The following is a 23,368-nucleotide window of genomic DNA, read 5'->3' on the forward strand; positions in this document are numbered from 1 at the left end:
TTTTTACTGTAATAGTAGTCATCAATAGTTTTCCATACTCTTTTCTAAATTTGAGCAGTTTGATACTGCTTAGCGGTCGCTGCTTAAGTTAATCAATAGGACTTCTGTCATGCCTTATTTGGCGATTTTTACGGGTAATGCCCACCCAGAATTAGCAAAAACCGTAGCCGATCATCTCCATATACCTCTTGGTAAAGCTGACATCACGCGTTTTTCTGATGGCGAAATTGCCGTGGAAATCAAAGAGCACGTACGTGGTAAAGACGTGTTTATCATGCAGCCTACTTGTGCACCGACCAACGACAATTTGATGGAAATCATGATGATGGCTGATGCCTTGCGTCGCTCTAGCGCTGGCCGTATCACCGCTGTCATGCCGTACTTTGGTTATGCCCGTCAAGACCGCCGTCCGCGTTCAGCACGTGTACCTATCTCGGCCAAAGTCGTCGCTGACATGCTAAACATCGTTAGTATTGACCGCGTTATGACCGTTGATTTGCACTCAGATCAGATTCAGGGCTTCTTTGATATCCCAGTTGATAACATCTATGGTACGCCTGTCTTATTGAACGATCTTAAAAAACAAGATTATGACAATATCATGGTGGTTTCACCTGACGTCGGCGGTGTGGTACGTGCGCGCGCGATGGCGAAGCAGTTGGGCGATACCGACATGGCGATTATTGATAAACGCCGTGCCCGTGCCAATGAATCACAAGTGATGCACATCATCGGTGATGTCCGTGACCGTGATTGCGTCATCGTTGATGACATGGTTGATACCGCAGGTACGTTATGCAAAGCCGCTGAAGCCTTAAAGCAAAATGGCGCGCGCCGCGTACTTGCTTATATTACTCACCCTGTCCTATCGGGTAATGCGCTAAAGAACATCAGCGAATCGGAATTGGATGAGATTGTGGTAACTGATACCATTCCATTGTCTGACGCGGCTAAAGCCTGTAGCAAAATCCGTCAAGTAAGTATCGCACCGATGCTGGCTGAAAGCTTACGCCGTATCAATAACGAAGAATCTATCAGCGCTATGTTTGATGCCTAGTTAATGCTTAAGATTTTCTTTCGCTAAAAAATATATTACTAAAAACGCTAAGTTTAATGACTTGGCGTTTTTTTATGTAAGACTGGCGTGCGCTATTTTAGCTAGGTCTTTATTATTGTTAAAGAATCACGTATAATGCGCGCCTGTATTCATCATTCGTTAACCCCTATTATTTTTGGGTATTTTATACTTAGCGACATGATTGATACTTTCTAAAGTATTGATTATCCGGTGATAGACTGGTCGCAAGTCTGTTATTGCTGGTAGATACTTCACATACTCTCTATAGGATTATATCCATGGCTATTGATCATTTTGCAATCAACGCAGTTGACCGCTCTGCTGAACAACAAGGTAAAGGTGCGAGCCGCCGCCTACGTAAGCAGAACCTAGTTCCTGCTATCATTTATGGTGGTGGTGAAGAACCAACTGCTATCTCTATCAAAATCAACGAGCTCGTAAAATCGCTTGAATATGAAGCGTTTTTCTCACAAATTTTGACCATCACTACCGATAAAGGTGATGAGCAACAAGTCGTTATCAAAGACTTGCAGCGCCATCCTGCTAAAGGTTTCCCAATGCATGCAGATTTTCAGCGCATTGTGAAAGGTCAAAAAATCAACATGCACGTGCCGCTACATTTTGCAGGCCGTGAAGAAGCGCCAGGTACGAAAGCGGGTGGTATCTTATCTACGCTAGTATCTGATGTTGAAATCGTTTGCCTACCATCACAATTACCTGAATACTTAGAAATCGACGTATCAGGCATGGAAATTGGTGATCTATTCCGTCTATCAGACATCAAATTGCCTGAAGGCGTAATTATCTTTGATCTTGACATGGAAGATGCTCACGACCGTACCGTTGTGAACATGCAGCCACCAACAGTTGAAGAAGTTGACGAAGACGCTGACGAAGTTGATGCAGCTGACGTACCTGCTACTGAGCAAGGTGCTGAGCCTGAAGACAAAGACGCTGAATAATAATCTTTATAACGCTTATATAGCAGCCTTATGGTTGCTCGGTTATAAAAGATTGGTTTAGTCAAAAAATAGCAGGTGATGAATGTCTCCTGCTGTTTTTGTAACTGAGGTTTGAAAAGAAGGTTTAAAAAGTAGGATAAGCACGATCAGTTCATCTTACTTTTCAAACCTTATCTCTTATTTATTAAATTTAAGCAGGGTGTTTTTATGGCCATAAAGCTTATTGTCGGTCTTGGTAATCCTGGTCAGCAGTATATGTTTACGCGTCATAATGCAGGGTTTTGGTTCGTCCATCATTTGGCGCAGCAGTTTAATATTGCCCTCGCCCCTGACAAAAAATTCCACGGGGTGACGGGACGCGGGCAAATTCATGGTCACGATGTGCGCCTGCTTATGCCTCTGACCTTTATGAATAAATCTGGTCAATCGGTGGTGCCGATGGTCAATTTTTATGGTATTAACAATAATGAGCTGTTGATTGCCCATGATGAGCTCGATATTCCCGCTGGCAGTATCAAGCTCAAAACCGACGGTGGTCACGGCGGGCATAACGGTCTGCGTGATATCACCCCGCACATTGGCAACGACTTTCATCGCCTGCGTATCGGTATCGGTCATCCGGGTCACAAGTCTAAAGTCAGCGGTCACGTATTATCGAAAGCGGCGCCTGATGAGCAAATGGCTATCGATAGCGCGTTAAGTGCTGCTTTTGACGCCTTAACGTTATTATTAGATGGTGATATTGAAAAAGCACGCTCGCAGATTAATGGCTTTAAATTACCAGAATAATCTGCCGTTGATGGCAAACATTTAAGTCATTTAAATCGCCAAAGCGTAAATTTAGCCGTGACTTTTAGGCAAATAACTTTTATTCTACTTACCCTGTCCCCATTAAGCTTTTGATTTGGTTCATTTATATCAGTTACCCTAAGGAAGCAACCTATGCTACTTAATATGCTCAAGTGCAAATTACATCGCGCCCGTGTTACCCATGCTGAACTGCACTACGAAGGCTCATGCGGTATCGATGGTGACCTACTAGACCTTGCTGGTCTGCGTGAAAACGAATCTATCGATATCTACAACGTCACCAATGGCAAACGTTTTCGCACCTATGCGATTCGCGCTGAAGCGGGCTCTGGCATTATCTCGTTAAACGGTGCCGCCGCGCATATGGCAGACCTGGGCGATATCGTCATCATTTGTGCTTATGCCCATTTTGATGAAGTAGAAGCCGCTACCTATCAGCCAAAACTGGTGTATTGCAACGAAGACAATACCGTGAAAGACACTGCCAATATCATTCCGGTACAAGTGGCTTAATTATCCATGACTGCTATTTAAGTGATCAATAAAAAAGCTGAATCTAATTAAGATTCAGCTTTTTTTATGCTATTTATTTATCCTGCTTACGGTTTCTAATCACCCGCCATAGCCCTTCATTTTCTGTTTTCGGCATTTTTAAAGTGATGGTATTTGATAGCATGTCTTGTATTGCCAAACCGCGACGATTAAACAGACAAAAGGCATAGTTGAAAACAAAGCCCAAAAAAGCACTGGTCAATAAGATAGCGCGTGAACCACCGATGACACTACCGATGAGTCCAAATATCAGCGGCATCAGGCTCGCCGCCAAGATACGTTTGAACGACTGCCCCCACGTAAGCAGGTGACCATCATTATTGACCGTTTTTAAGCGCCACGTTTGCATACCTAGTGTTTGCCCACCGCGGCGCCAAAATAGCCCGTAGAAGCCCACCAGCGTCAGGATAAACGAAGGGGTCATAATAAAGTTTTGATACCATGTCGGTAGCGATCTGGCTTGCTGTGACTGCGTGCCCGTCTCCATCGTCAATAGCGTACCAATTACTGTCAGCACCGTACCAACCAAAAACAGTAGTGCCAAAATCAACATACCATCATAAAGGATGGCCGCCATACGCGTGCCTGGCTTGGCAATCACTGCCTCTTCGGCAACGGAGTCTTGATGCGCTGAGTTGTTGCGTGGCGATTTTGCTTTAGTAGCAGCTTTTGGTGATGATTTTGACATGATACCAGCCCATAACAAGCGAAAAATAGAGCGCTCATTGTACCGTAATTCAGGCGCTTAGCGTACCTTATGATAAGACAAGACTTTTGGTACAAGGGCAGGAGAATTTGAGTTTAGGAAAAAACATCAATACCAGATTGTACTGCTATAAAAATGACAGACATAAAAAAATCGCCAAATTGTCATAAGACAGGCGATTAATTTAGTTTAGCTTAATGGTTACATGAACAAATAAGCTAGTATGCAAATGGTGCGCTTGGAGAGATTCGAACTCCCGACCCCTTAGTTCGTAGCCAAGTGCTCTATCCAACTGAGCTACAAGCGCGTACTTTGCACATTATCTACTGAATTATTCAAAAACAATTGCAGTAAATTAGGTTGGTTATTATATAGATAATCTCGCTTGTGTCAACTTATTTTTTAATTAAATTCAAATTATTTTTGAATGTTAATCTAAAATATCATTAACGCTATTTTTGCGTCATTACTCTTTATAACAACTGAATAAATGGCGGTGAAGGAGGGATTCGAACCCTCGATACGCTTACACGTATGGTTCCTTAGCAGGGAACTGGTTTCAGCCACTCACCCACTTCACCGGACGATTTAAGACGCTTATCAAAATATTTTTATAAAAACTATTTCTCTAAACACAGTATCGATGCTAATGATACGTCTTATGCCGTGGGCGAGTATTATAACAAAGCCGAAACGAATTGCAAGCCTTGTCTACAGATTTAATGCCGCTTTTGTCATAATTGTTAATTTAAATGGTTTTATTATTCTCTAGGCATAAGGAATATCTTATTTAGCGGTGAGTTTCAGAATTTTTAGGTTTTATTACTTATAGTCAAAATATTCTAAAAACGCTACGGGATTGCTGATATCAATTTTTCGTGGCCTCTGTCTGCACAGACACAGCAAGCAAGCAAGCAAAAAAAATTGATATCAGCAGATATATTGATATTACTTTCCACTGATTATATTTAACAAAATCTGCTGGCTATGGCTTTTTGGTCAATGGATGGCTATAGTATTTATGATTGATTTTAGGATAAATAAAAGGAAGGGTTATGCGACCGGTAGTACTGTGTTTTTCAGGATTGGATCCGTCAGGTGGTGCTGGGTTACAAGCGGATATCGAGGCAGTCGGTCAAGCAGGTGCCCATGCCGCTATCGCTTGTACGGCGATCACCATTCAAAACTCGCAGCAAGTATTTGGTTTTGAGGCTTGTGCGGCCGACTTGGTAGCAGCGCAGGCGACTACCGTGCTCGATGATTTGCCTGTGCGCGTGGTTAAGTCAGGTATGCTTGGCACCACTGACAATATCGCCATGCTGACGCGTTTATTTGCCGAGCAGGTTATCGCAGCTGAGACGCCATTTGTCCTCGACCCGGTATTGGTTGCCAATAGTGGCGGCAGCTTGGGCGATGAGCAAACCTTGGTAACGGCGTTTAGAAAACTACTGCCCTATGCGACGTTAATCACCCCAAATACGCATGAGCTACGGGCTTTAAGCGGCGAGCAAGATTTACATATCGGTGCGCAAAAACTATGCGCCCAAGGCACTCAAGCGGTATTGGTCAAAACTTCACACGACTTTACCAGCGGTGATATCAAGCAGTATCTCTATATTAAAGGCGAGATGGTGCATAAAAGCGTTTTACCGCGCCTAAAGGGTGAATTTCACGGTTCTGGTTGCTCATTAGCGAGCTTTATCGCTGGACGTTTGGCGATGGGTGACGCGCTTATCGATGCGGTAAAAGCGGCAGATAGTTGGATTACCCAAACCCTGCGTGCCGCTGATGCGCCGCACCCTAATAATGCCAACGCTCAATTGATACCCAATCGCTTTGTAGAATTTTAGAACAATCTATAGATGGTAAATAAAGAAAGGCGCTCTATAAAATATAGAGCGCCTTTTGTATCTTTTATAGAATCGCTAGTTTTTTAAATTTTATTAAGCCAGCCTAACCCAACATCGGCATAAAGTTTGATGCCAAACTGCCGATAAAGATTTCAAGCAGATAAAAGGCAAAAAAGGCAATCATTGGCGATAAATCAATCATACCCAAGTTTGGCGTGATACGACGAAACGGCGCTAAAATTGGTTCAGCCAACATAACAATAATACCAATAATCGGATGCTGAGATTGGGTAAACACCACAATCCAGCTGACAATGATAGAACCAATAACGAGATAGCGGCACATACGCAAAAAGTCTAATACCAAGCTGATAGTACCAGTAAAAAATAGCGGCACAGGCGCAATACCTTTATGTGTCAAAGCCGCCTTACCAGAGATATCAATCAGACGAATTAAAAACATCAATACAATGGCAGCAATACTAATACGACCTTGGGCGACGGTTGGGAAAATACGCCCGAACACATCGACGATATGGGTGGCTTTATAAGCAGGGGCAACCATAGGATTGCTGGCATCCATTCCAGCAAACTGCAGCATAAAACGGATAAACACCAACATCATGGCGAAGGTAGTGACCAAATCAAAAATTTGCAATAACAGGTTGTTCATGAAGTGCTACTCAATGTGACATTATTAACGGGATTTAGGATGACGAATGTCATTATCAGGCATTTTTATGACTTTAATTTTTTTACGACTTTAAGTTCTTATAATTATTAATAAGGCATCTCATCAACCGCGACATGCCCTATCAATAGCGTACTAGCTATTCAGTACTATTTACTCATCTCTTCACTTAGCGCTTGGCTACGATCGGCGCAAGCTTGCATGGCCTCAACGATTTGACGGCTGATGTCATTGGCCTGCATGGACTCGATAGCTGCTTGGGTGGTACCATTTGGTGAAGTGACTTTACGGCGTAGCTCGCTTGGTGCATCTTCACTACCCAGCGCCATTTTTGCCGCGCCAAGCATGGTTTGCATCGCTAGCGCTGACGCTTGCTCTTTATCCAATCCTAACGCGACTCCGCCATCGACCATCGCTTCGATAAAGTAAAACATATAAGCTGGCGCTGAGCCTGATACGGCGGTGACCGCATGCATGTGCTCTTCATTATCGACCCACATGACCAGACCTGACGCTTCCATCACTGCGGTTGCCAATTGTTTTTGCTCAGCAGAAATATCATCCGTACCGTACAGACCAGTCGCGCCCATTTGAATCATCGCTGGCGTATTTGGCATCGCACGAACGATATTGCCATAGCCGCCGAGCATATTTGATAATAGCTCAGTCGATAACCCTGCTGCCACTGAAATCACCAGCTGCTTATCTAAAGCATCAGCAAAACCACTGACCACCGCTTTCATGACTTGCGGCTTGACTGCCAATACCACGATGTCAGCACCGATAACCGCCGATTTTGCATCGGCCGTTGGATCGACCGTATTCAATCCTTTAGCAGCCAATTGCTCGCGCGCTTCACTGCTCGGATCAGCAACGGTAATCAGACTCGGTTTGACGCCGCAGCTGATAAGTCCACTAATCAAAGCCTGCGCCATATTACCGCCACCGATAAAGCTGATTTTCTTATTATCTAATACTGACATACGTGTCTCCTATTCAAAAAATGCAAAGGCACTCAAACTAACATAATGATAGGTAAAATGACACTCAGTTTACCATACTGCTACTGGCGTCGTTTGATAAATTGAAAGACTCAGTAATGGCGTTGCTGTTTAAGTAATTATCACTATAGAACGCACCATATTTATTATTTAACAGGTTTTATGCAGAGTTAAATGGCTGTTGATAAATGCGACAAGCTGTTTTACATCTACACTAATATTCGCCTGCGCAGCATTCAACGCCCAACTTGCAAAAGGCGATATTAATAAAATAGGCAATTCTATTAGGTACTCACTTTCTAAAAGCCCATTTTCACTACTTTCTTTATTTATCAAAGTCACACTCACCACGATCAAATTCTCACGCAGCCATGATGGAATACCTAAAGTTTGATAGAGCTTTTTGCCCGCTTGTGAACGTGATGCTAATGCAGTTTGCACACGCTGATTGCGCTCTAATGGCGCAAAGGTAATCTTAAGCTTATCTGTATCGCTTTCTACGTTATAGCTTTCTAATAGCTGAATTACTTCATTTGGCAAAACTTTTAATTGCCAAGCAAATTTATCCTCATTACGTAAATTAATTGCAACAGGTTGTCTGCCAGTTGCCTGAACATCAGCCTTAATAAGATTAGACTCAGTAAAATTAAATAAGGTTTGAGTCTGCTTGGCAAGCGGCAACTCTAACCACTTGAGCCAATCACTACTTAAACGATAAAGCTGTTGACGATAACGGCGAACAGTATACGACTGCTTGCGACCTTGCCAAAATAGCGCCGTTTGATGGTCATTATCATCACGCTGGCTTAGACTTAAGACATCATCGACGAGCTGTTTAGCGGGCGGTAATGGCTCATCTTGACCAATCCAATAATGCAATAATTGGCGCTGACGATAAATCGGTAGTTTTTGCAATTTATCTATATTTAGCACGCGCTGGGCAGGTGGTAGCTGTAATGAGGCAACCTCTGTGTGCTGCAAATCCTCGCCTGCTTGGGCATTAACTATCAATTGCGCGTCACTTAGTAATTGCGCACTACGAGCAATATTATCAATAACGTTGGAGTTATAGCTCGCCAGTATCGGCATAATATCTCGACGTAAGCCGCTACGGACATTATCACCAGCATCATTGGTTGGATCGTCGATATATGGCAGCTTTAAACGCTGTGCATAGGCGCTTATGTTCGCGCGTTTGATAGTCAACCACGGTCGCCATAATGCGATACGATGTGCGTCCTTTGTCTGTACACGCCACGGCTGCATACCTGATAAGCCGTTTACGCCAGCACCTTGAATCAGACGCATTAAAACCGTTTCCGCTTGGTCATCGGCATGATGAGCTAATAATAAAACATCATCTTGATTAAGCTGCCTTCGCATCACATCATAACGCGCTTTCCGTGCGGCTTGTTCATCTCGACCATTGAGCTGCGCCTGTAAGATTCGACAGGGTATATTTTGCGCCTTCGCCCAATTAGCAACGTGCTGTGCCCAAGCGCCACTAGCCGCTTGCAGACCATGATTCACATGCAATAATTGCGGCAAAAATGGCAGCTTACCTTGGCGATAAAGCTGTACGCAAAGTGCTGCCAATGCCAACGAATCACGCCCCCCGCTACAGGCCAGCCAAACTCGCCGACCATGTAGTTGCTCGCCATATTCAGCTAGACTTTTTAACAATGCCTCTGCTAGAACAGCATCGACAGGCAGTTCTGCAATTGGTTCAATGGCGTGTGGAAGGATGGCGCTACTGTTCATAATCGTTCTTATTTACTGAGTGGTTTTATTTACGTATCAATCAATTAAAACATAAACAAGTCGGCACAAAAAAACGCGCCATAAAATGACACGTCTTTATTTTAACATTAAGCGCAAAGCGATATCGTTAAAAGCTAAGTTTAAGTAACCTAGCAATATACTTTCATATAAATGCTTAGCAAGGCAGTATCACTTCTGAGTTAAAGGACTTCAATTTCTCATAACGCAGCTCACAGCGCTCATGCGCATCCATGTCTTTAAGCTCATCTAATTGCTCAACGATTAATGCTTTTAGCGCCGTCATCACAGGTTGCGGTTGAAGATGGGCGCCCTCGCCTTCGTCGATAACTGCGTCAATTAAACCCATTTGATAAAGGTTAATGGCATTTAACTTTAACGCTTCACTAGCATCTTGGGCTTTTTCCGCAGTTTTCCACAGAATAGACGCACAGCCTTCAGGAGAAATAACTGAATAAATACTGTTTTGGAGCATATTTACTTTGTCGCCAACGCCAATTGCCAATGCGCCACCTGAGCCGCCTTCACCAATAATAGTGACGATAACAGGTACTTTAAGGCTAGAGAATACGGCGATACTTTCAGCAATGGCTTGCGCTTGGCCGCGCTCTTCAGCACCGATTCCGGGGTAAGCACCTTGGGTATCGACAAAGGTCATCACCGGAATATTAAAGCGCTCAGCCATTTTGACCAAACGAATGACTTTGCGATAACCCTCGGGGTTTGCCATGCCAAAATTATGTGCGATACGCTCACGCGTGCTACGACCACGATGCTGACCAATTACCATTACAGGCTGACCATCTAGGCGCGCAAGACCACCAAGAATAGCCTTGTCATCTGCATAAGCACGGTCGCCATGCAACTCATCAAATTCGGTAAACAGCTGATTGACATAGTCCATAAATAATGGACGTTTGGCATGCCGTGCAAGCTGAACGCTATCCCAGACGGTACTCATAGACGCTTCCCTTTCGTAATTCTATATAATATGGTGATGGTTAATAATGGCTGTGTTAGGTAATACTGTTATCGACTCTCAAATAATGAAAGTACAGTTGTAAACTCAATAGAAGCTATAGTAGCACATCTTAAATCGCATGGCATTACTGACAACGCTGCCTTTGTTACGTTAATCCGTAGCACCATTATTATAATAGTAACGGCTTCGCATTAAGAATCAGTATTAAGAATCAGTACTAAGAGTCGGCATTAAGAAACAGTATGAGCAATCAGCCCTTATGCCTCAATTACACTGCCATCAACAACACTCAGCTTTACGCCCCATTTAGCAAACTGCTCAATCTCCGTATGCAAGTCTGACAATAAGAAAGTATAGTGCTCACTACTTTCACCAACGGTAATTTGCCAGCGGTTATTGTCAATCACTTTTAAACCCAGTTTTGGTAATTCATGCTCGCTACGGCTATGATGTGCGAGCACCGCCAAACGTAGCAGCAAACACAGATAAACCAGCGAATCGCCACCGATTATACAAGCCTGCTCTAACATATCCGCTTTGAGCTTACGGCGATGATTGAGCATCAGCTGCGCCATGCGTTTTTGATCGACCTGCGAAAAACCTGGAATATCAGAGTATTCAACCAAATAAGCACTGTGCTTATGATAGCCGCTATGCGCAATCGCTAAACCGATTTCATGTAATGACGCCGCGCGTCTGAGTAAATCACCATCTTCTGTACTAAGTCCGAGCTTTTCTTTGACTTGCTCAAATAAACTGCGGCTGGTTTTGACCACTTGTTTGGCTTGTTTTTTATCGCCAGAGTAGCGTTTAATCAGCGCAAGCACACTGCGGTCACGCACATCTTCGCTAGCAAAACGTCCAAGCATATCGTACATAACGCCTTCACGCAGCGCGCCATCTGAATACACCATGGTCTCAATGCCGAGCACTTTCATCACCGCTCGCAATACCGCAACGCCCGCTGGGAAAACCGCTTTACGATGCTCTTTGACGCCTTCTAATTCAATGTCATCGACGTTGCCAATTTTAAGCAATAATTTTTCTAACTTTTTAACACCTTTATAGGTGATGCGTTCTTGTTCATCTGCCCAGCCTTTTGACACAAGGACGTTGCGCACCGCTTTAATCGTCCCACTTGAGCCAACCACACTACTCCAGCCGGTTTTTTGGTAACGACCATTAATCGCCAGCACTTCTTTGCGCGCCGCTGAGATGGCATTATTAAAAGCTTCTTTGGTAATTAAGCCGTCCGCAAAATACTTTTGGGTAAAAGCAACACAGCCCATTTGTAAGCTTTCGGTCAATAACGGATCGAACTCTTGACCGATGATAAACTCTGTCGAACCGCCGCCGATATCAATAACCAAACGCTTATCGCTACTGGCATTGGTATGCGAAACGCCCAAATAAATCAAACGTGCCTCTTCACGTCCAGCGATAATCTCAATCGGTTTGGGCAAAATTTTATTGGCCCGAGTAATAAAGTCATTGGCGTTTTTTGCTTGGCGTAGGGCGTTGGTTGCTACCACGCGAATACGCTCGGGCGGCACCGAATCCAAACGCGCCACAAAGCGGCTTAAGCATTCAAGACCGCGCTTTTCAGCCGCCGCGCCCAAGATATTATTCTCATCGAGTCCGGCAGCGAGCTGCACCTTTTCAGACATAGACACCACTTTTCGCACTTCACCGTGGTCGAGACGCGCAATCGCCAGATGAAAACTGTTGGAGCCGATATCAATAGCGGCCATCATTTCATCTTCAGCAAGTGGTGGATTTTTTAGGTAGTCTTTGGGCATAAGTGAGATTGTTACCGTATTAGATAAAGTGGTATTTAAAAGCTTTCAAGCTTTTAAAATAAAAAATATGAGCAAGTTTTGCCATTAAAGCATTTATGCCAAACGCTGGCAAGTCAGCGGCTACCATCGCTAAACACAGCTTGCAAAAACATCCAAATATCTAAGAAAACTCAATTAAATACTGGCTAAACAATGATTAAATCAGAACCTTAAAGTCAGTCTCTAACGCTTGTCTTAATACCATCGGTTTGCTACATTGAAAATGCGTTAGAATCTCATAATTAGCCGGTATATTGTAATAGATAACAGGCACTTACTTATATTATAAACATTGGTTATATAAGCTCATTACATAAAGCAGCGACCAATTTTGCGATTGAATACTCATCTTTATTTAAAACAACTAATTTGCAAGGAAGCAAAACCATGAATCAAACTACTACCCAAACCTTACAAAACAAAGCTGCCCAAACTGAAAGTGCCGATACTCATATTAATAAACAAAGTAATGGCGAGCTTATCAAGGTAGCAGACCTCGCCAAACATAAATTTTATGACTTTTATCTAAATGAGCATCAAAATATGGCTTGCCGCCGTTTGCATTTCGCGGGTAGTAGCTTTGGCTTATTAGGCTTAGCAAAGTCTGTCAAAAATCGCTCAGCCAAACCGCTGCTTAAAGGCATCGCTGCGGGATATGCTTGCGCGTGGGTCGGGCATTTTTTCTTTGAGAAAAACAAACCTGCTACTTTTAAATACCCATTACAAAGTTTTGCTGGTGATATTCGTATGTTCACCGACGTGCTCCGCGGTAATTTGAGCTTAAAAGACCGTAAGTTCGATAAAGCGCGTTAAATTTATTGATAATAAACAGAAAAAACAAAAACTGGGCCAGTTTAAGACGCTAGCCCAGTTTTTTATGTTGTTATCAAAAATCTATTATTTAGCAGCTATTTAGCGTAAAGACTTACGAAGTATTTTACCTACAGCGGTTTTTGGTAACTCATCGATAAAATCGTAAGCTTGCGGACGCTTATAACCGGTCAAACGCTCTTTGGCAAACGCCGCCAATTCCTCAGCCGTTAAGCTGGAATCTCTTTTAACCACAAACGCTTTTGGCACTTCGCCACTGTGCGCATCTTCAATGCCAACGACAGCCACCTCGAGCACTTTAGGATGTTCCGTCAGCGCCGCTTCCACTTCATTTGGATATACATTGAAACCCGAAACCAAAATCATATCCTTTTTACGATCAATCAATGTCAAAAAGCCATTTTCATCTAACATGCCGATGTCACCGGACTTAAAGTACCCATCATCGGTAAAGGTCTCTGTATTATCCAAACCCCAATAACCCTGCATCACTTGTGGCCCTTTAATCCCCACTTCGCCGGGCACGCCAACAGCGCAGGCGGCTCCTTGCTCATCAATGATTTTGATATCCATCATGGCTAAAGGTAATCCGACGCTACCATTAAAGCTATCTATCCCTGGTGGATTAAAAGAGATAACCGGCGACGTTTCTGACATGCCATAACCTTCATTAATAATCATGCCTGTAGCGCGCTGCCATCGGTCAGATACCGCTTTGATAATCGCGGTGCCGCCACCGATAGATAATGCCAAGCGACTAAAATCAAGCTCGGTAAACTTTGGATGATGGAGCATGCCGTTAAATAACGTATTGACCGAAGGAATCACATGCGGCTGATGCTGTTCAATGCTATTTACTAAGCCATCGATATCGCGCGGATTGGTGATCAATATATCTTCCCAGCCGCCATAAATACCCAGTAAACCACAAACCGTGAAGGAGAAAATATGATAGAGCGGTAAAGGGTTAAGTATCTTGATTTGCTCGCTGCGACCTGCTTCGACAACGCTGCCAAACATTGCATAACACTGGCAAATATTAGCCATCAAATTATAATGAGTAAGCATCGCGCCTTTTGGCTTACCCGTTGTGCCGCCCGTATACTGGAGTAACGCCAAGTCTTCGCGCGTGATGGTCGGTGGCTGAAACTGATCTGCATGGTACGCTTGCATAATATGAGCAAAGCTCACATAACGTTCTTGATGAGATTTTGCAACTGTAAGCTCATTTTCACCGTCATTTTCGGTTGAACAATGAATACTGTTAAGGATAGCAATATCATTATCGATAAGCTCAGCACTCGGATTGATAGAACAATGTACGACTAAAGACAGTTGCGCTTTAACCTCATCATCCAATTTATCGAAAGCTGCCGACATACCATCGAGAATCACCAATCCACACGCTTGAGAGTCTGTCAGCTGATGGGCCAACTCATACTGGGTATACATCGGATTGACATTTACCAATACTACCCCTGCGCGCAGACAACCAAGCAGCACCACCGCATATTGCAATATATTTGGCAATTGCACCGCAACACGGTCGCCCTTTTGAATGTTTTGTGCTTGTAAAAAAGCAGCAAAGCGGCGACTTGCAACATCTAACTGAGCAAAATTTAAGGTGGCAGCGCCCATGCTAAAAGCAATAGCGCTACTGTGCTGATCAATTTTTGGTTGTAATAAATCAAGCAGGTTGTCCTTACCGTTTAACACATCCAAATTATTTTCCAAGCCATATTGCTCGTAAGCTCGCTGCCATAATGGCGGAACACGGCTACTTGGCGCATTATTTTCAAAGCTATTATCCATCAAATTGCATCCTTGCTAAAACGTGATTGGTGCTCTCAGAATAGCACAACTTAGTCGTTGTATTATAGGTTCTAGAACAAGGATACTTTTAGGTTATAGATTATTTTCAAGCCTAAAAAACTTCCACCATTTATTAAAAATTCGTTTTATTAATGCGCAGGCACAAAAAAACCAGCACGATAATCCTGCTGGTTTTTATGTTGCAGATATAAATTCTAAAGAACATTAAACTTTAAATTTTAGACAAGTAATTTTAACCAAATGATTTACGCTTTTGCCATTTCAGCAAAAATCTCATCAGCGGCGTTAATAGACGCTTCAATGTCTGCATCACTATGCTTGATCGACATAAAGCCCGCTTCATAGGCAGATGGCGCAAGATAAATACCGCGCTCTAACATGCCATGAAAAAAGGTATTAAACACATCCATATCGCACTCGGTGACGTCATCGAAGTTTTGTGGTACGTTTGTCGCCTTGTCTTTAACAAAGAACATCCCAAACATGCCGCCCAGTTTATTGGTGCGCAGATTGATACCATGCTTGTCCGCCGCCGCTTGGATACCATCAATAAGCTGGTCTACTTTCGCAGATAATTCGGCGTAAAAACCATCAACGGTTAAGTCTTCAAACATCGCGATACCAGCGCGCATAGCCAGCGGGTTACCTGATAACGTACCCGCTTGATAAACGCCGCCAAGTGGCGCGATACAAGACATCACTTCTTTTTTACCACCGAAAGCACCAACGGGTAAGCCAGCACCGATAATTTTACCAAAGCAGGTCAAATCAGGGTCAATGCCAAAATGCGCTTGCGCGCCGCCAAGTCCGACGCGAAAACCGGTCATGACTTCATCAAAAATCAACACCGCACCATTGGCGGTACATTCTGCACGCAAAGTATCATGGAATTCTTGGGTCGGAATGACCATATTCATGTTGCCGGCGATTGGTTCTACAATCACGCAAGCAATCTCACTACCCCATTTTGCAAAGCACTCTTTAATCGCTTGCGGGTCATTATAAGGAATGGTAATCGTATGTTTGGCAAAGTCCGCTGGCACGCCTTTTGAGGTCGGCTCGCCAATATCTAGCATCCCTGAGCCCGCTTTTACCAATAAGCTGTCTGAATGACCATGGTAGCAGCCTTCAAATTTGACGATTTTATCACGCTCAGTAAAGCCGCGCGCCAAACGAATCGCGCTCATGGTCGCTTCTGTACCTGAGCTTGTCATGCGAATCATCTCGACACTTGGGACGATGTCGCAAATCTTATCAGCCACGGTGGTTTCAAATGGCGTTGGCGTACCAAAGCTCAAACCATCATCAGCTGCTTTTTTAACCGCATCAATGACTTTTGGATGCGCATGACCCAAAATCATCGGCCCCCAAGAGCCGACATAATCGATATAAGCATTGTCTTCAGTGTCATAGATTTTGCTGCCGCTAGCACGGTGCATAAAGATAGGCGTACCACCAACGCCAGCAAAGGCGCGAACCGGTGAGTTTACGCCGCCAGGAATATGTTTGCGGGCTTGTGCAAAGAGTTGTTCATTTTTAGTGCTCATAATTAGTCTCTACTTATTCTTTTGATGTTATTTTATTAACAATAGCTTAATTAACAATCACTTAATTAACAAAAACTTAAGCTTTTTTAACCACTGACGATTTGAGCTTCATCGGTCCAAAACCATCGAGTTTACAGTCGATATCATGACCATCAGAGGCATCTGGCAACAGACGAATCCCTTTTGCTTTGGTGCCGACTTTGATAATGGTTGATGATCCTTTGACCTTTAAGTCTTTAATCACGGTGACGGTATCGCCATCTTGCAGCTCGTTACCGACCGCATCACGAATGACCGCATCTTGCGCTTCAGCCTGCGCCGCATCGGTTTCAGCCGCGGTCCACTCATGAGCACACATCGGACATACCAGTAACGCACCATCTTCGTACGTATATTCAGCATCGCATTTTGGGCAATTGGGTAAGCTCATAATTTCCTCGTCAGCCGTGATAAATTGGGTGTATTCTAACGCTAACATTGTACCGTAACTCGCCAGCTTTCACCAATCGCTCCGCTTGTAAACACAGAACTGTGACTAATTGATACATTCGCTTATCCCTTAACGCGGACGTTTTTTATCACGTGGTTTTTTGTGGTACTCTGCTGTAACCAAATTTGATTTGATAACCATTTGTCTTTAGGTACTAAAAAGATGGTAAAAACTTAAATAACGACTTTTTCGCATTATTTTAACAGTAAGTTTTATAACGACTTTAATCACTCAGTATTAACCCTAATATCTGAGGCTATAGCGACTCATAAATAGGACAATAATAATGACTCAATCAACATTGCCACAATTTGTTCAACTAACCATTCAAGGTGAAGATGCCGCAAAGTTCTTACAAGGGCAGCTAACCTCTGATGTCACTAAGCTTGGGCTTAGCTATCAAGCAACGGCGCTTAGCAATTTAAAAGGTCGTATCGATTTTGGCCTTTGGATTAAAAAACAAGACGAAAAGCATTTTGATGTAGTCATCAGTGCCGATTGCGCTGAGGCTTTGCAAGCGCATCTTAAAAAGTTTGGCGCCTTTTCAAAGTTTGATACCAGTACACCAACGCCCATTTATCCTTGCGTACTCGATGGAGTGCCAACCTTTAGTCATAAAGACGAGCATAATACTATCGATGACACTCAAGCGTGGATGCAGGCGAGTCTTGCAGCGGGTAATTATTGGATAGTCGCGGACACACGAGGCGAGTTTCAGCCGCAAGAGCTGCGCCTACATCAGCGCGGCGGTATGGACTACGATAAAGGCTGCTACCTCGGTCAAGAAGTTATTGCCCGTATTTACTTTAAAGCCGCGCCAAAAGCGTTTTTACATTATGTCAGCGGCACAGGCGAGGTGCCAGCCGCAGGTGATAAACTAGAGAAAATTCAGGTGGTCAATGCCATTGCTGATGATGATATAAATGCTAATGGCTTTAAGGCATTGGTTGTTGCCCGCCCAGAGCATTTAGCCGATAGTGAGCTTACGATATTAGATTTACCACCAGCACTACAAGCAGATGTCGCCCGTCAAAAATAACGTGAAACGTTTGGTAGTCCATTTGGTATTTTAAAAAGCATTTTTACTAAAAACGTAGCAGAGCAATTTATGACCCATATTGCGGTACTCGGAGCAGGTGTGGTGGGCGTGACCAGCGCTTGGTATCTTCGGCAAGCAGGCTACGATGTGACCGTCATTGAGCGCGAAACTGCTGCTGGCATGCAAACCTCATTTGCCAATGGTGGGCAGATATCCGTCTCGCACGCAACCCCGTGGGCGAATCCGAGCACGCCGATGAAAGCGCTTAAATGGTTGTTTCGTGAAGATGCACCGCTGCTCTACCGCTTGCGAGCTGATAAAGCGCAGTTGAAATGGGCAATGCAGTTCTTACAAGAATGCCGCGCAGAACGAGCCGATGCCAATTTGGTACAGATGGTGCGTTTGGGCTTGTACTCACGCGAAGCATTGCAGCAGCTGCGTGCTGATATTGGTATTGATTACGAGCAGCAAACGCGCGGTATCATGCATTTTTATACCAACCAAGTTGAGTTTGATGCTGCCATCGCGCCAACCGAGCGTATGCAAGAGCTCGGCTGTGAGCGTTATGTGATAGATATTAATAATGCTATTAGCCTTGAGCCTGCGCTTTACCCTATCGCGCATAAGCTCAAAGGCGCCACTTACACCAGCCGTGACGAATCGGGTAATGCGCATGTATTTACCCAGCGTTTGGCGCAGCGCTGCATCGATGCTGGCGTGAAATTTTTATACGATACCGACATTTTGACGTTAAATACTGACGCCCATTCTGCTCGCCCGCACGTGCATAGTATGACCATTCGCCCCAAGGGCAAAAACGCACAGACTTTTAGCGCTGACGATTATGTACTGGCACTTGGCAGCTATAGCGTATTGCTCATGAAACCGCTCAATATCCATCTGCCGATTTTCCCTGCCAAAGGGTATTCAGCTACTTATCAAGTCAATCCGCGTGCGCCACATTTAGCACCTTTCGTCAGCCTTATTGATGATGAGTTTAAATTAGTCACCTCGCGCCTTGGTGACAAATTACGCGTCGCAGGTACGGCGGAATTTAACGGCTATAATATGGATTTAAATAGCACGCGCTGTGCAGCCATTACCCGTCGCGTACAGCAGTTATTTCCCAAAGGTATCATTGCCAATTCTATGCAATATTGGACAGGACTGCGCCCAATGACGCCATCAAATGTACCATTAATAGGACGCGCGCATCATGGTCAAGTCCGTCATGGTAGTGTCAATACAAACGCCAGCTTTGATAATTTATGGCTAAATACCGGTCATGGCACGCTTGGCTGGACGCATGCTTGTGGTTCGGCAAAGGCGATCAGTTTATTGATACAAGGCGAGACACCGCAAGTAGACTTTGATTTTATAGGTTTAGGAACTTAAAATTAAAAACGTAAAGAAGGCACTTTTTTAAGTGCCTTTTTAAATTAAAGACTTTTATTTTAGAGCTATTTTATGCAGCGCTTCCTGATTTAATATCACCATTAACCTCAGTATCAACAGTTTCCAAATCAACCACCTCTAGCGCGATTGCTTCTAATTGTACAGGTACGCCATTGACTGCTGCATTACCACTTAGCTGATCGATTAAGGTATCGTCCGTCAAGTCATTAACACTGACACCAGCATGCGCTTGCGCAATCTTTTGCTGCACGCCTTTACGACCATGACCCCAACCATGAGGAATACTGACTACGCCAGGCATTAGCTCATCGGTGACTTCTGCTACGATCGTCACACTACCAACGCGCGAGGTCACTTTTACTTCCTGTCCATCCTTAATACCATATTCTTTCGCTGTTTCAGGATGCAGCATCAGCGTACAGCGTGGCTTGCCTTTGACCAAGCGATAGCTATTATGCAGCCATGAATTGTTACTGCGTACATGACGACGACCGATAAGTAAAATCTGTTTGTCATCATAATCCTGCATCATCGTTTGCACGCGCGCTAAATCGGCTTGATAAAAATCGATATTAAGATGAATTTGCTTATCTTTATGCTTTATTGCTTGCGGTAGCATTCTTTTGAGCGTGCCTAAATCCAGTCCATGCGGTTTTTTCTTGAGTTTATTTAGATTCATGCCAGCATAAGGTCCACGTCTCAAGCCTTGATCAAGCAAAAATTTTGGTCCTAAAGTCTTAACCAATCGACGCTCAATTTTGGTCGTAAGCGGCGCTTTTTTATCGAGGCGTTTTGCCAGCTCTAAGTAGATTTGCCAATCATGTTTGGCACTTTTTTTCTTAGCAAACAACGCTGGAGAGTATTTAGCGACGTTATGTACGGCAAAATTATTAAAGGTAACGTCATAATGGTCACGCTCTAGCGGCGAGACGGGTGGCAAGATAATATTGGCATGCCGGCTGGTTTCTGTGACAAAGTAATCAATTGCGACCATAAAGTCCAAATTGGCAAAGGCTTTATCTAATTTTTCACCATTTGGCGTACTGAGGACAGGGTTGCCTGCAACGGTCATAAAGCCTTTTAATTGACCCTCGCCTGTTACCAGCATCTCGTCACCCATCGCTACGACAGGATAATCACCATTGAAATCAGGCAAATTACTCACGCGGCTATGACGTTTGCCTAAATAACCTGGGCCGGAGTTATTGACCACATCAAGCGCAGGATTGGGGAACATGAGGCCGCCTACTTCATCCAAACGTCCGGTGACGATATTAATCACCATAATCAAATACTGGCTTAATAAGCCAAATTCCTGCACCGATACGCCCATGCGCCCATAGCAGACGGCGCTTTCGGCTTCGCAAAACTCTTTGACCAGTCTTTTAATCTCATTTGCGGCAATGCCAGTAATATCAGCAACTAACTCTGCGCTATAGTCTTTAGCGAAATCTGCCAAGCGCGCAATCTCTGGCGCAAGCGCCGCCGCTCTATTATTAGTCCGTGCTTTGTCCGCGTAACCTTGGTCATAGATTTCATTGAGCATAGCAAGCAAAAATAAAACATCGGTTGCTGGACGTATAAAATGATGCTCGCTTGCAATGTCAGCAGTTTCGGTACGGCGTGGATCAATCACTACTACTTTGCCATTGCGGGCTTTGATGTCTTTGAGCTTTTGGCGCATATTTGGCGCGGTCATAATACTGCCGTTAGATGCCAGCGGATTGCCACCAATGATGAGCATATATTGGGTGCGACTGACGTCAGGCACGGGGATACGCAGCATATGCCCAAACAGGTGCATGCTGACGATATGGTGCGGTAATTGATCGACCGAGGTTGCAGAAAAACGACTGCGGGTCTTGATACTGCTTAATAGATGCTTAATGGTCAGCATGCCGCCCATATTATGGACGTTGGGATTGCCTAAATAAACACCAAAAGCATTTTGGCCATGTTTCTTTTGTACTGACTGTATGCCAGCAGCTACTTTACCAAGCGCCTCATCCCAGCTGATTGTTTTCCAACCGTTAGCCGTCCTCTCGATGGGATGACGCAAGCGATCTGGGTCTTCATGCAAATCTTGCAAAGCAGTTGCTTTTGGGCAAATATAACCTTTAGAAAATGGGTCATTTTTATCGCCTTTAATCGATAATACTTTTGCTCCATCGTGCTTTACTTCAATACCGCACATCGCTTCGCACAGATTGCAGGTTCTAAAATGTGTTTGCTCATTCGTCTTGGTTTGTTTACTGCTCATGGTCACGCTCCCTGTGATCGTTACTATCGCTTTCGCTAACTAAATTCCGTTTTATGATATGAATAGATTCGTTAGTTTTAAAAATTTTGCGAGCTCAGCATTCATTAATTTGCTCACTAGCTACTTATTACTTGCTCATTATTGATAAAAAATCCACCAAAAAGCCCATCAAAGTTTTTGCACAACATCGCAATTGCTTGCTGCTGTGAATAACGTCCTTGATGACAGCCTAATATCAACTCATGAACCTGCGCGCTCGCACTATCAACGCAGAGATAAACTTCAAACGTCTCAAAAGAACACTCGGCTGACTGTAATCCTTGGATGAATATCTTTGTCCATTCCTCGCGTATGTCGGTAAACAAACTTCCCAAACCTTTATCTTCTACTCGCAAATCAAAGCGCAGACTGTCTTCGAGTAACCGTTGGAATAACCTAATATTTTGAAAGGCAGCTGTAAAAATTAGCGTCAAGCAATGCTGACAGCGCTGATTGAACGCCGCTCTAGACAGCGTTGGATAATCACCAAGCATATCTGCCCACGCCTTACGCATCAGTGATAAATAATTGTCTTTTAATTGCCTACTCAACTCACTTTGTAGCGTTTCTACGCTGTCAAAGTGATTATAAAAACTTGGCTGGGCGATTCCCGCCCCTTTAGCGATTTTGTTCATACTCATGCCGCAAGCGCCTTCCAAGCTATAAAGCTGCAGCGCACTTTTTAATAAGGCACGACGGGTTTTGGCTTTTGCCAGCTCACGCTTCGTATCTAATCTTGTCGCGTTTACGGTATTAAGTGGACTCACTGTTATTCTGTCCTAATTGTCTAAGGCTTATGATTTCAGCTATAAGCTTATAGTTAATTAAATAACAAGTCTACAATTAGATGCATAAAAGATTTTCCATTAATAGTTTTAGAATTAGGATTGATAAAGACATAAAAAAGGATAATGCACTATATAGGTAGACATTTAGCTACTGGTTTTCTTTACGTATCGCTCTGACAAAGTACTCTATATATTACACAACTATGCCCTCCATAACATAGCAAGAGCAATGACCATAATTAAGCAACACTACAAACATTGCTCATACAGACACGGCGGTCTAACATTTATATATTGGTATCACGAGTTGGCCACGGGCTAGCTGTAAAGTACTTAAAACAGTACGAGATAAATAAGAACAATCATAAATCATAAATAATAACTTGCTCCTAAAGCACTTTACGGTTTATAGCATTAGAATTTTTAAACTATTTACCGTAAAGATTTGATAACTAAAATAAGGATTATAATAATGAACGAACATACGCTAAAAGGTGATTGGAAACAAATGAAGGGTACGGTCAAGCAGAAATGGGCTGATCTTACTGATGATGATCTATTACACATCGAAGGTAGCCGTGATAAGCTCGTTGGTAAAGTCCAAGAGCGTTATGGTCACAGTAAAGATGATGCTGAGCGTGAAGTAGACGCATGGCGTACTGAAAACAAATACTAACTTTAAAGTAGATTTCTTAAATAAAAGCCGCATTGACTTTCAATGCGGCTTTTGTGTTTTCCTTATTAGCTAAGGACAATTTAGTATAGGCATAAGCGCCAGATACGAGCCTTTCCTAAAAAGTGTGTAACTGCTTATAATCCACTAACAGGAGAATAAGCAATGACTAACCAATCTGACATCAAGAAACTGGCTGAGCA

20 protein-coding genes and 2 tRNA genes are annotated in these 23,368 nt (G+C 43.6%); 9 read left to right on the plus strand and 13 right to left on the minus strand.

Annotated features, from left to right (window positions below):
• The first annotated feature begins 109 nt into the window (after nucleotides 1–109).
• From H9653_RS02415 to panD, 4 genes are all read left to right on the plus strand, one after another.
• Nucleotides 110–1,057: a ribose-phosphate pyrophosphokinase gene (locus H9653_RS02415; RefSeq protein ID WP_068404706.1), complete on the plus strand. Its 948-nt coding sequence runs from the start codon at nucleotides 110–112 to the stop codon at nucleotides 1,055–1,057.
• A 299-nt stretch (nucleotides 1,058–1,356) separates the two neighbouring features.
• Complete coding sequence (locus H9653_RS02420) at nucleotides 1,357–2,040, plus strand: 50S ribosomal protein L25/general stress protein Ctc (protein ID WP_068404709.1); 684 nt, start codon at nucleotides 1,357–1,359, stop codon at nucleotides 2,038–2,040.
• 207 nt (nucleotides 2,041–2,247) lie between these two features.
• Entirely contained in the window at nucleotides 2,248–2,829 is a 582-nt protein-coding gene (pth, locus tag H9653_RS02425) for an aminoacyl-tRNA hydrolase (RefSeq protein WP_191690192.1), read from the plus strand.
• 153 nt (nucleotides 2,830–2,982) lie between these two features.
• Nucleotides 2,983–3,363, plus strand: a complete 381-nt coding sequence (gene panD / locus H9653_RS02430) for an aspartate 1-decarboxylase (RefSeq protein ID WP_045443274.1) — start codon at nucleotides 2,983–2,985, stop codon at nucleotides 3,361–3,363.
• A gap of 73 nt (nucleotides 3,364–3,436) precedes the next feature.
• On the opposite strand, the gene H9653_RS02435 is transcribed toward panD, so the two are convergent.
• The 3 genes from H9653_RS02435 to H9653_RS02445 form a co-directional block, all read right to left on the minus strand.
• Entirely contained in the window at nucleotides 3,437–4,090 is a 654-nt protein-coding gene (locus tag H9653_RS02435) for an RDD family protein (RefSeq protein ID WP_068405779.1), read from the minus strand.
• A 248-nt stretch (nucleotides 4,091–4,338) separates the two neighbouring features.
• A tRNA-Arg gene (locus tag H9653_RS02440) sits at nucleotides 4,339–4,415 on the minus strand.
• A 184-nt stretch (nucleotides 4,416–4,599) separates the two neighbouring features.
• Nucleotides 4,600–4,689 (minus strand) — tRNA-Ser (locus H9653_RS02445).
• 474 nt (nucleotides 4,690–5,163) lie between these two features.
• Here H9653_RS02445 and H9653_RS02450 point away from each other — a divergent pair.
• Entirely contained in the window at nucleotides 5,164–5,958 is a 795-nt protein-coding gene (locus H9653_RS02450) for a hydroxymethylpyrimidine/phosphomethylpyrimidine kinase (RefSeq protein WP_191690194.1), read from the plus strand.
• 103 nt (nucleotides 5,959–6,061) lie between these two features.
• Here the strand turns inward: H9653_RS02450 and H9653_RS02455 are convergent, their stop codons facing one another.
• From H9653_RS02455 to ppx, 5 genes are all read right to left on the minus strand, one after another.
• A complete protein-coding gene (locus tag H9653_RS02455; RefSeq protein ID WP_191690196.1) occupies nucleotides 6,062–6,631 on the minus strand; it encodes a YggT family protein in 570 nt (189 codons plus the stop codon).
• A 167-nt stretch (nucleotides 6,632–6,798) separates the two neighbouring features.
• Complete coding sequence (gene proC, locus H9653_RS02460) at nucleotides 6,799–7,632, minus strand: pyrroline-5-carboxylate reductase (RefSeq protein WP_191690198.1); 834 nt, start codon at nucleotides 7,630–7,632, stop codon at nucleotides 6,799–6,801.
• 168 nt (nucleotides 7,633–7,800) lie between these two features.
• Nucleotides 7,801–9,411: a tRNA lysidine(34) synthetase TilS gene (gene tilS / locus H9653_RS02465; RefSeq protein WP_191690200.1), complete on the minus strand. Its 1,611-nt coding sequence runs from the start codon at nucleotides 9,409–9,411 to the stop codon at nucleotides 7,801–7,803.
• A gap of 175 nt (nucleotides 9,412–9,586) precedes the next feature.
• The gene (locus H9653_RS02470) at nucleotides 9,587–10,390 is read right to left on the minus strand and encodes an acetyl-CoA carboxylase carboxyltransferase subunit alpha (protein WP_191690202.1); all 804 of its coding nucleotides are present in this window, start codon (nucleotides 10,388–10,390) and stop codon (nucleotides 9,587–9,589) included.
• Nucleotides 10,391–10,668: 278 nt separating this feature from the next.
• Nucleotides 10,669–12,210 carry an exopolyphosphatase gene (ppx, locus tag H9653_RS02475; protein ID WP_191690204.1) on the minus strand — a complete coding sequence of 514 codons (1,542 nt, stop codon included), beginning with the start codon at nucleotides 12,208–12,210 and terminating at the stop codon, nucleotides 10,669–10,671.
• Nucleotides 12,211–12,636: 426 nt separating this feature from the next.
• On the opposite strand from ppx, the gene H9653_RS02480 reads away from it, so the two are divergent.
• Nucleotides 12,637–13,062: a DUF962 domain-containing protein gene (locus H9653_RS02480; RefSeq protein ID WP_191690206.1), complete on the plus strand. Its 426-nt coding sequence runs from the start codon at nucleotides 12,637–12,639 to the stop codon at nucleotides 13,060–13,062.
• A 99-nt stretch (nucleotides 13,063–13,161) separates the two neighbouring features.
• Here the strand turns inward: H9653_RS02480 and H9653_RS02485 are convergent, their stop codons facing one another.
• The 3 genes from H9653_RS02485 to H9653_RS02495 all read right to left on the minus strand — a co-directional run bounded on the left by H9653_RS02485 (nucleotide 13,162) and on the right by H9653_RS02495 (nucleotide 16,890).
• Nucleotides 13,162–14,892, minus strand: a complete 1,731-nt coding sequence (locus tag H9653_RS02485; RefSeq protein ID WP_068405801.1) for an AMP-binding protein — start codon at nucleotides 14,890–14,892, stop codon at nucleotides 13,162–13,164.
• 266 nt (nucleotides 14,893–15,158) lie between these two features.
• On the minus strand, nucleotides 15,159–16,460 hold the full coding sequence (gene hemL, locus H9653_RS02490; RefSeq protein WP_191690208.1) for a glutamate-1-semialdehyde 2,1-aminomutase: 1,302 nt from the start codon (nucleotides 16,458–16,460) through the stop codon (nucleotides 15,159–15,161).
• A 76-nt stretch (nucleotides 16,461–16,536) separates the two neighbouring features.
• Entirely contained in the window at nucleotides 16,537–16,890 is a 354-nt protein-coding gene (locus H9653_RS02495; RefSeq protein ID WP_068405853.1) for a zinc ribbon domain-containing protein YjdM, read from the minus strand.
• Nucleotides 16,891–17,236: 346 nt separating this feature from the next.
• Here H9653_RS02495 and ygfZ point away from each other — a divergent pair, with 346 nt between their 5' ends.
• Nucleotides 17,237–17,989 carry a CAF17-like 4Fe-4S cluster assembly/insertion protein YgfZ gene (gene ygfZ, locus H9653_RS02500; RefSeq protein WP_087814739.1) on the plus strand — a complete coding sequence of 251 codons (753 nt, stop codon included), beginning with the start codon at nucleotides 17,237–17,239 and terminating at the stop codon, nucleotides 17,987–17,989.
• Nucleotides 17,990–18,058: 69 nt separating this feature from the next.
• Nucleotides 18,059–19,384, plus strand: a complete 1,326-nt coding sequence (locus H9653_RS02505; protein ID WP_191690210.1) for a D-amino acid dehydrogenase — start codon at nucleotides 18,059–18,061, stop codon at nucleotides 19,382–19,384.
• A 70-nt stretch (nucleotides 19,385–19,454) separates the two neighbouring features.
• Here H9653_RS02505 and H9653_RS02510 read toward each other — a convergent pair whose 3' ends face one another.
• Nucleotides 19,455–21,665, minus strand: a complete 2,211-nt coding sequence (locus tag H9653_RS02510) for a molybdopterin oxidoreductase family protein (RefSeq protein WP_191690212.1) — start codon at nucleotides 21,663–21,665, stop codon at nucleotides 19,455–19,457.
• A 116-nt stretch (nucleotides 21,666–21,781) separates the two neighbouring features.
• On the minus strand, nucleotides 21,782–22,471 hold the full coding sequence (locus H9653_RS02515; RefSeq protein ID WP_191690214.1) for a TetR/AcrR family transcriptional regulator: 690 nt from the start codon (nucleotides 22,469–22,471) through the stop codon (nucleotides 21,782–21,784).
• A gap of 493 nt (nucleotides 22,472–22,964) precedes the next feature.
• On the opposite strand from H9653_RS02515, the gene H9653_RS02520 reads away from it, so the two are divergent.
• The gene (locus tag H9653_RS02520; protein ID WP_191690216.1) at nucleotides 22,965–23,168 is read left to right on the plus strand and encodes a CsbD family protein; all 204 of its coding nucleotides are present in this window, start codon (nucleotides 22,965–22,967) and stop codon (nucleotides 23,166–23,168) included.
• Nucleotides 23,169–23,368 lie beyond the last annotated feature (200 nt).

It is taken from the genome of Psychrobacter communis, assembly GCF_014836505.1.
Lineage (GTDB): Bacteria > Pseudomonadota > Gammaproteobacteria > Pseudomonadales > Moraxellaceae > Psychrobacter > Psychrobacter faecalis.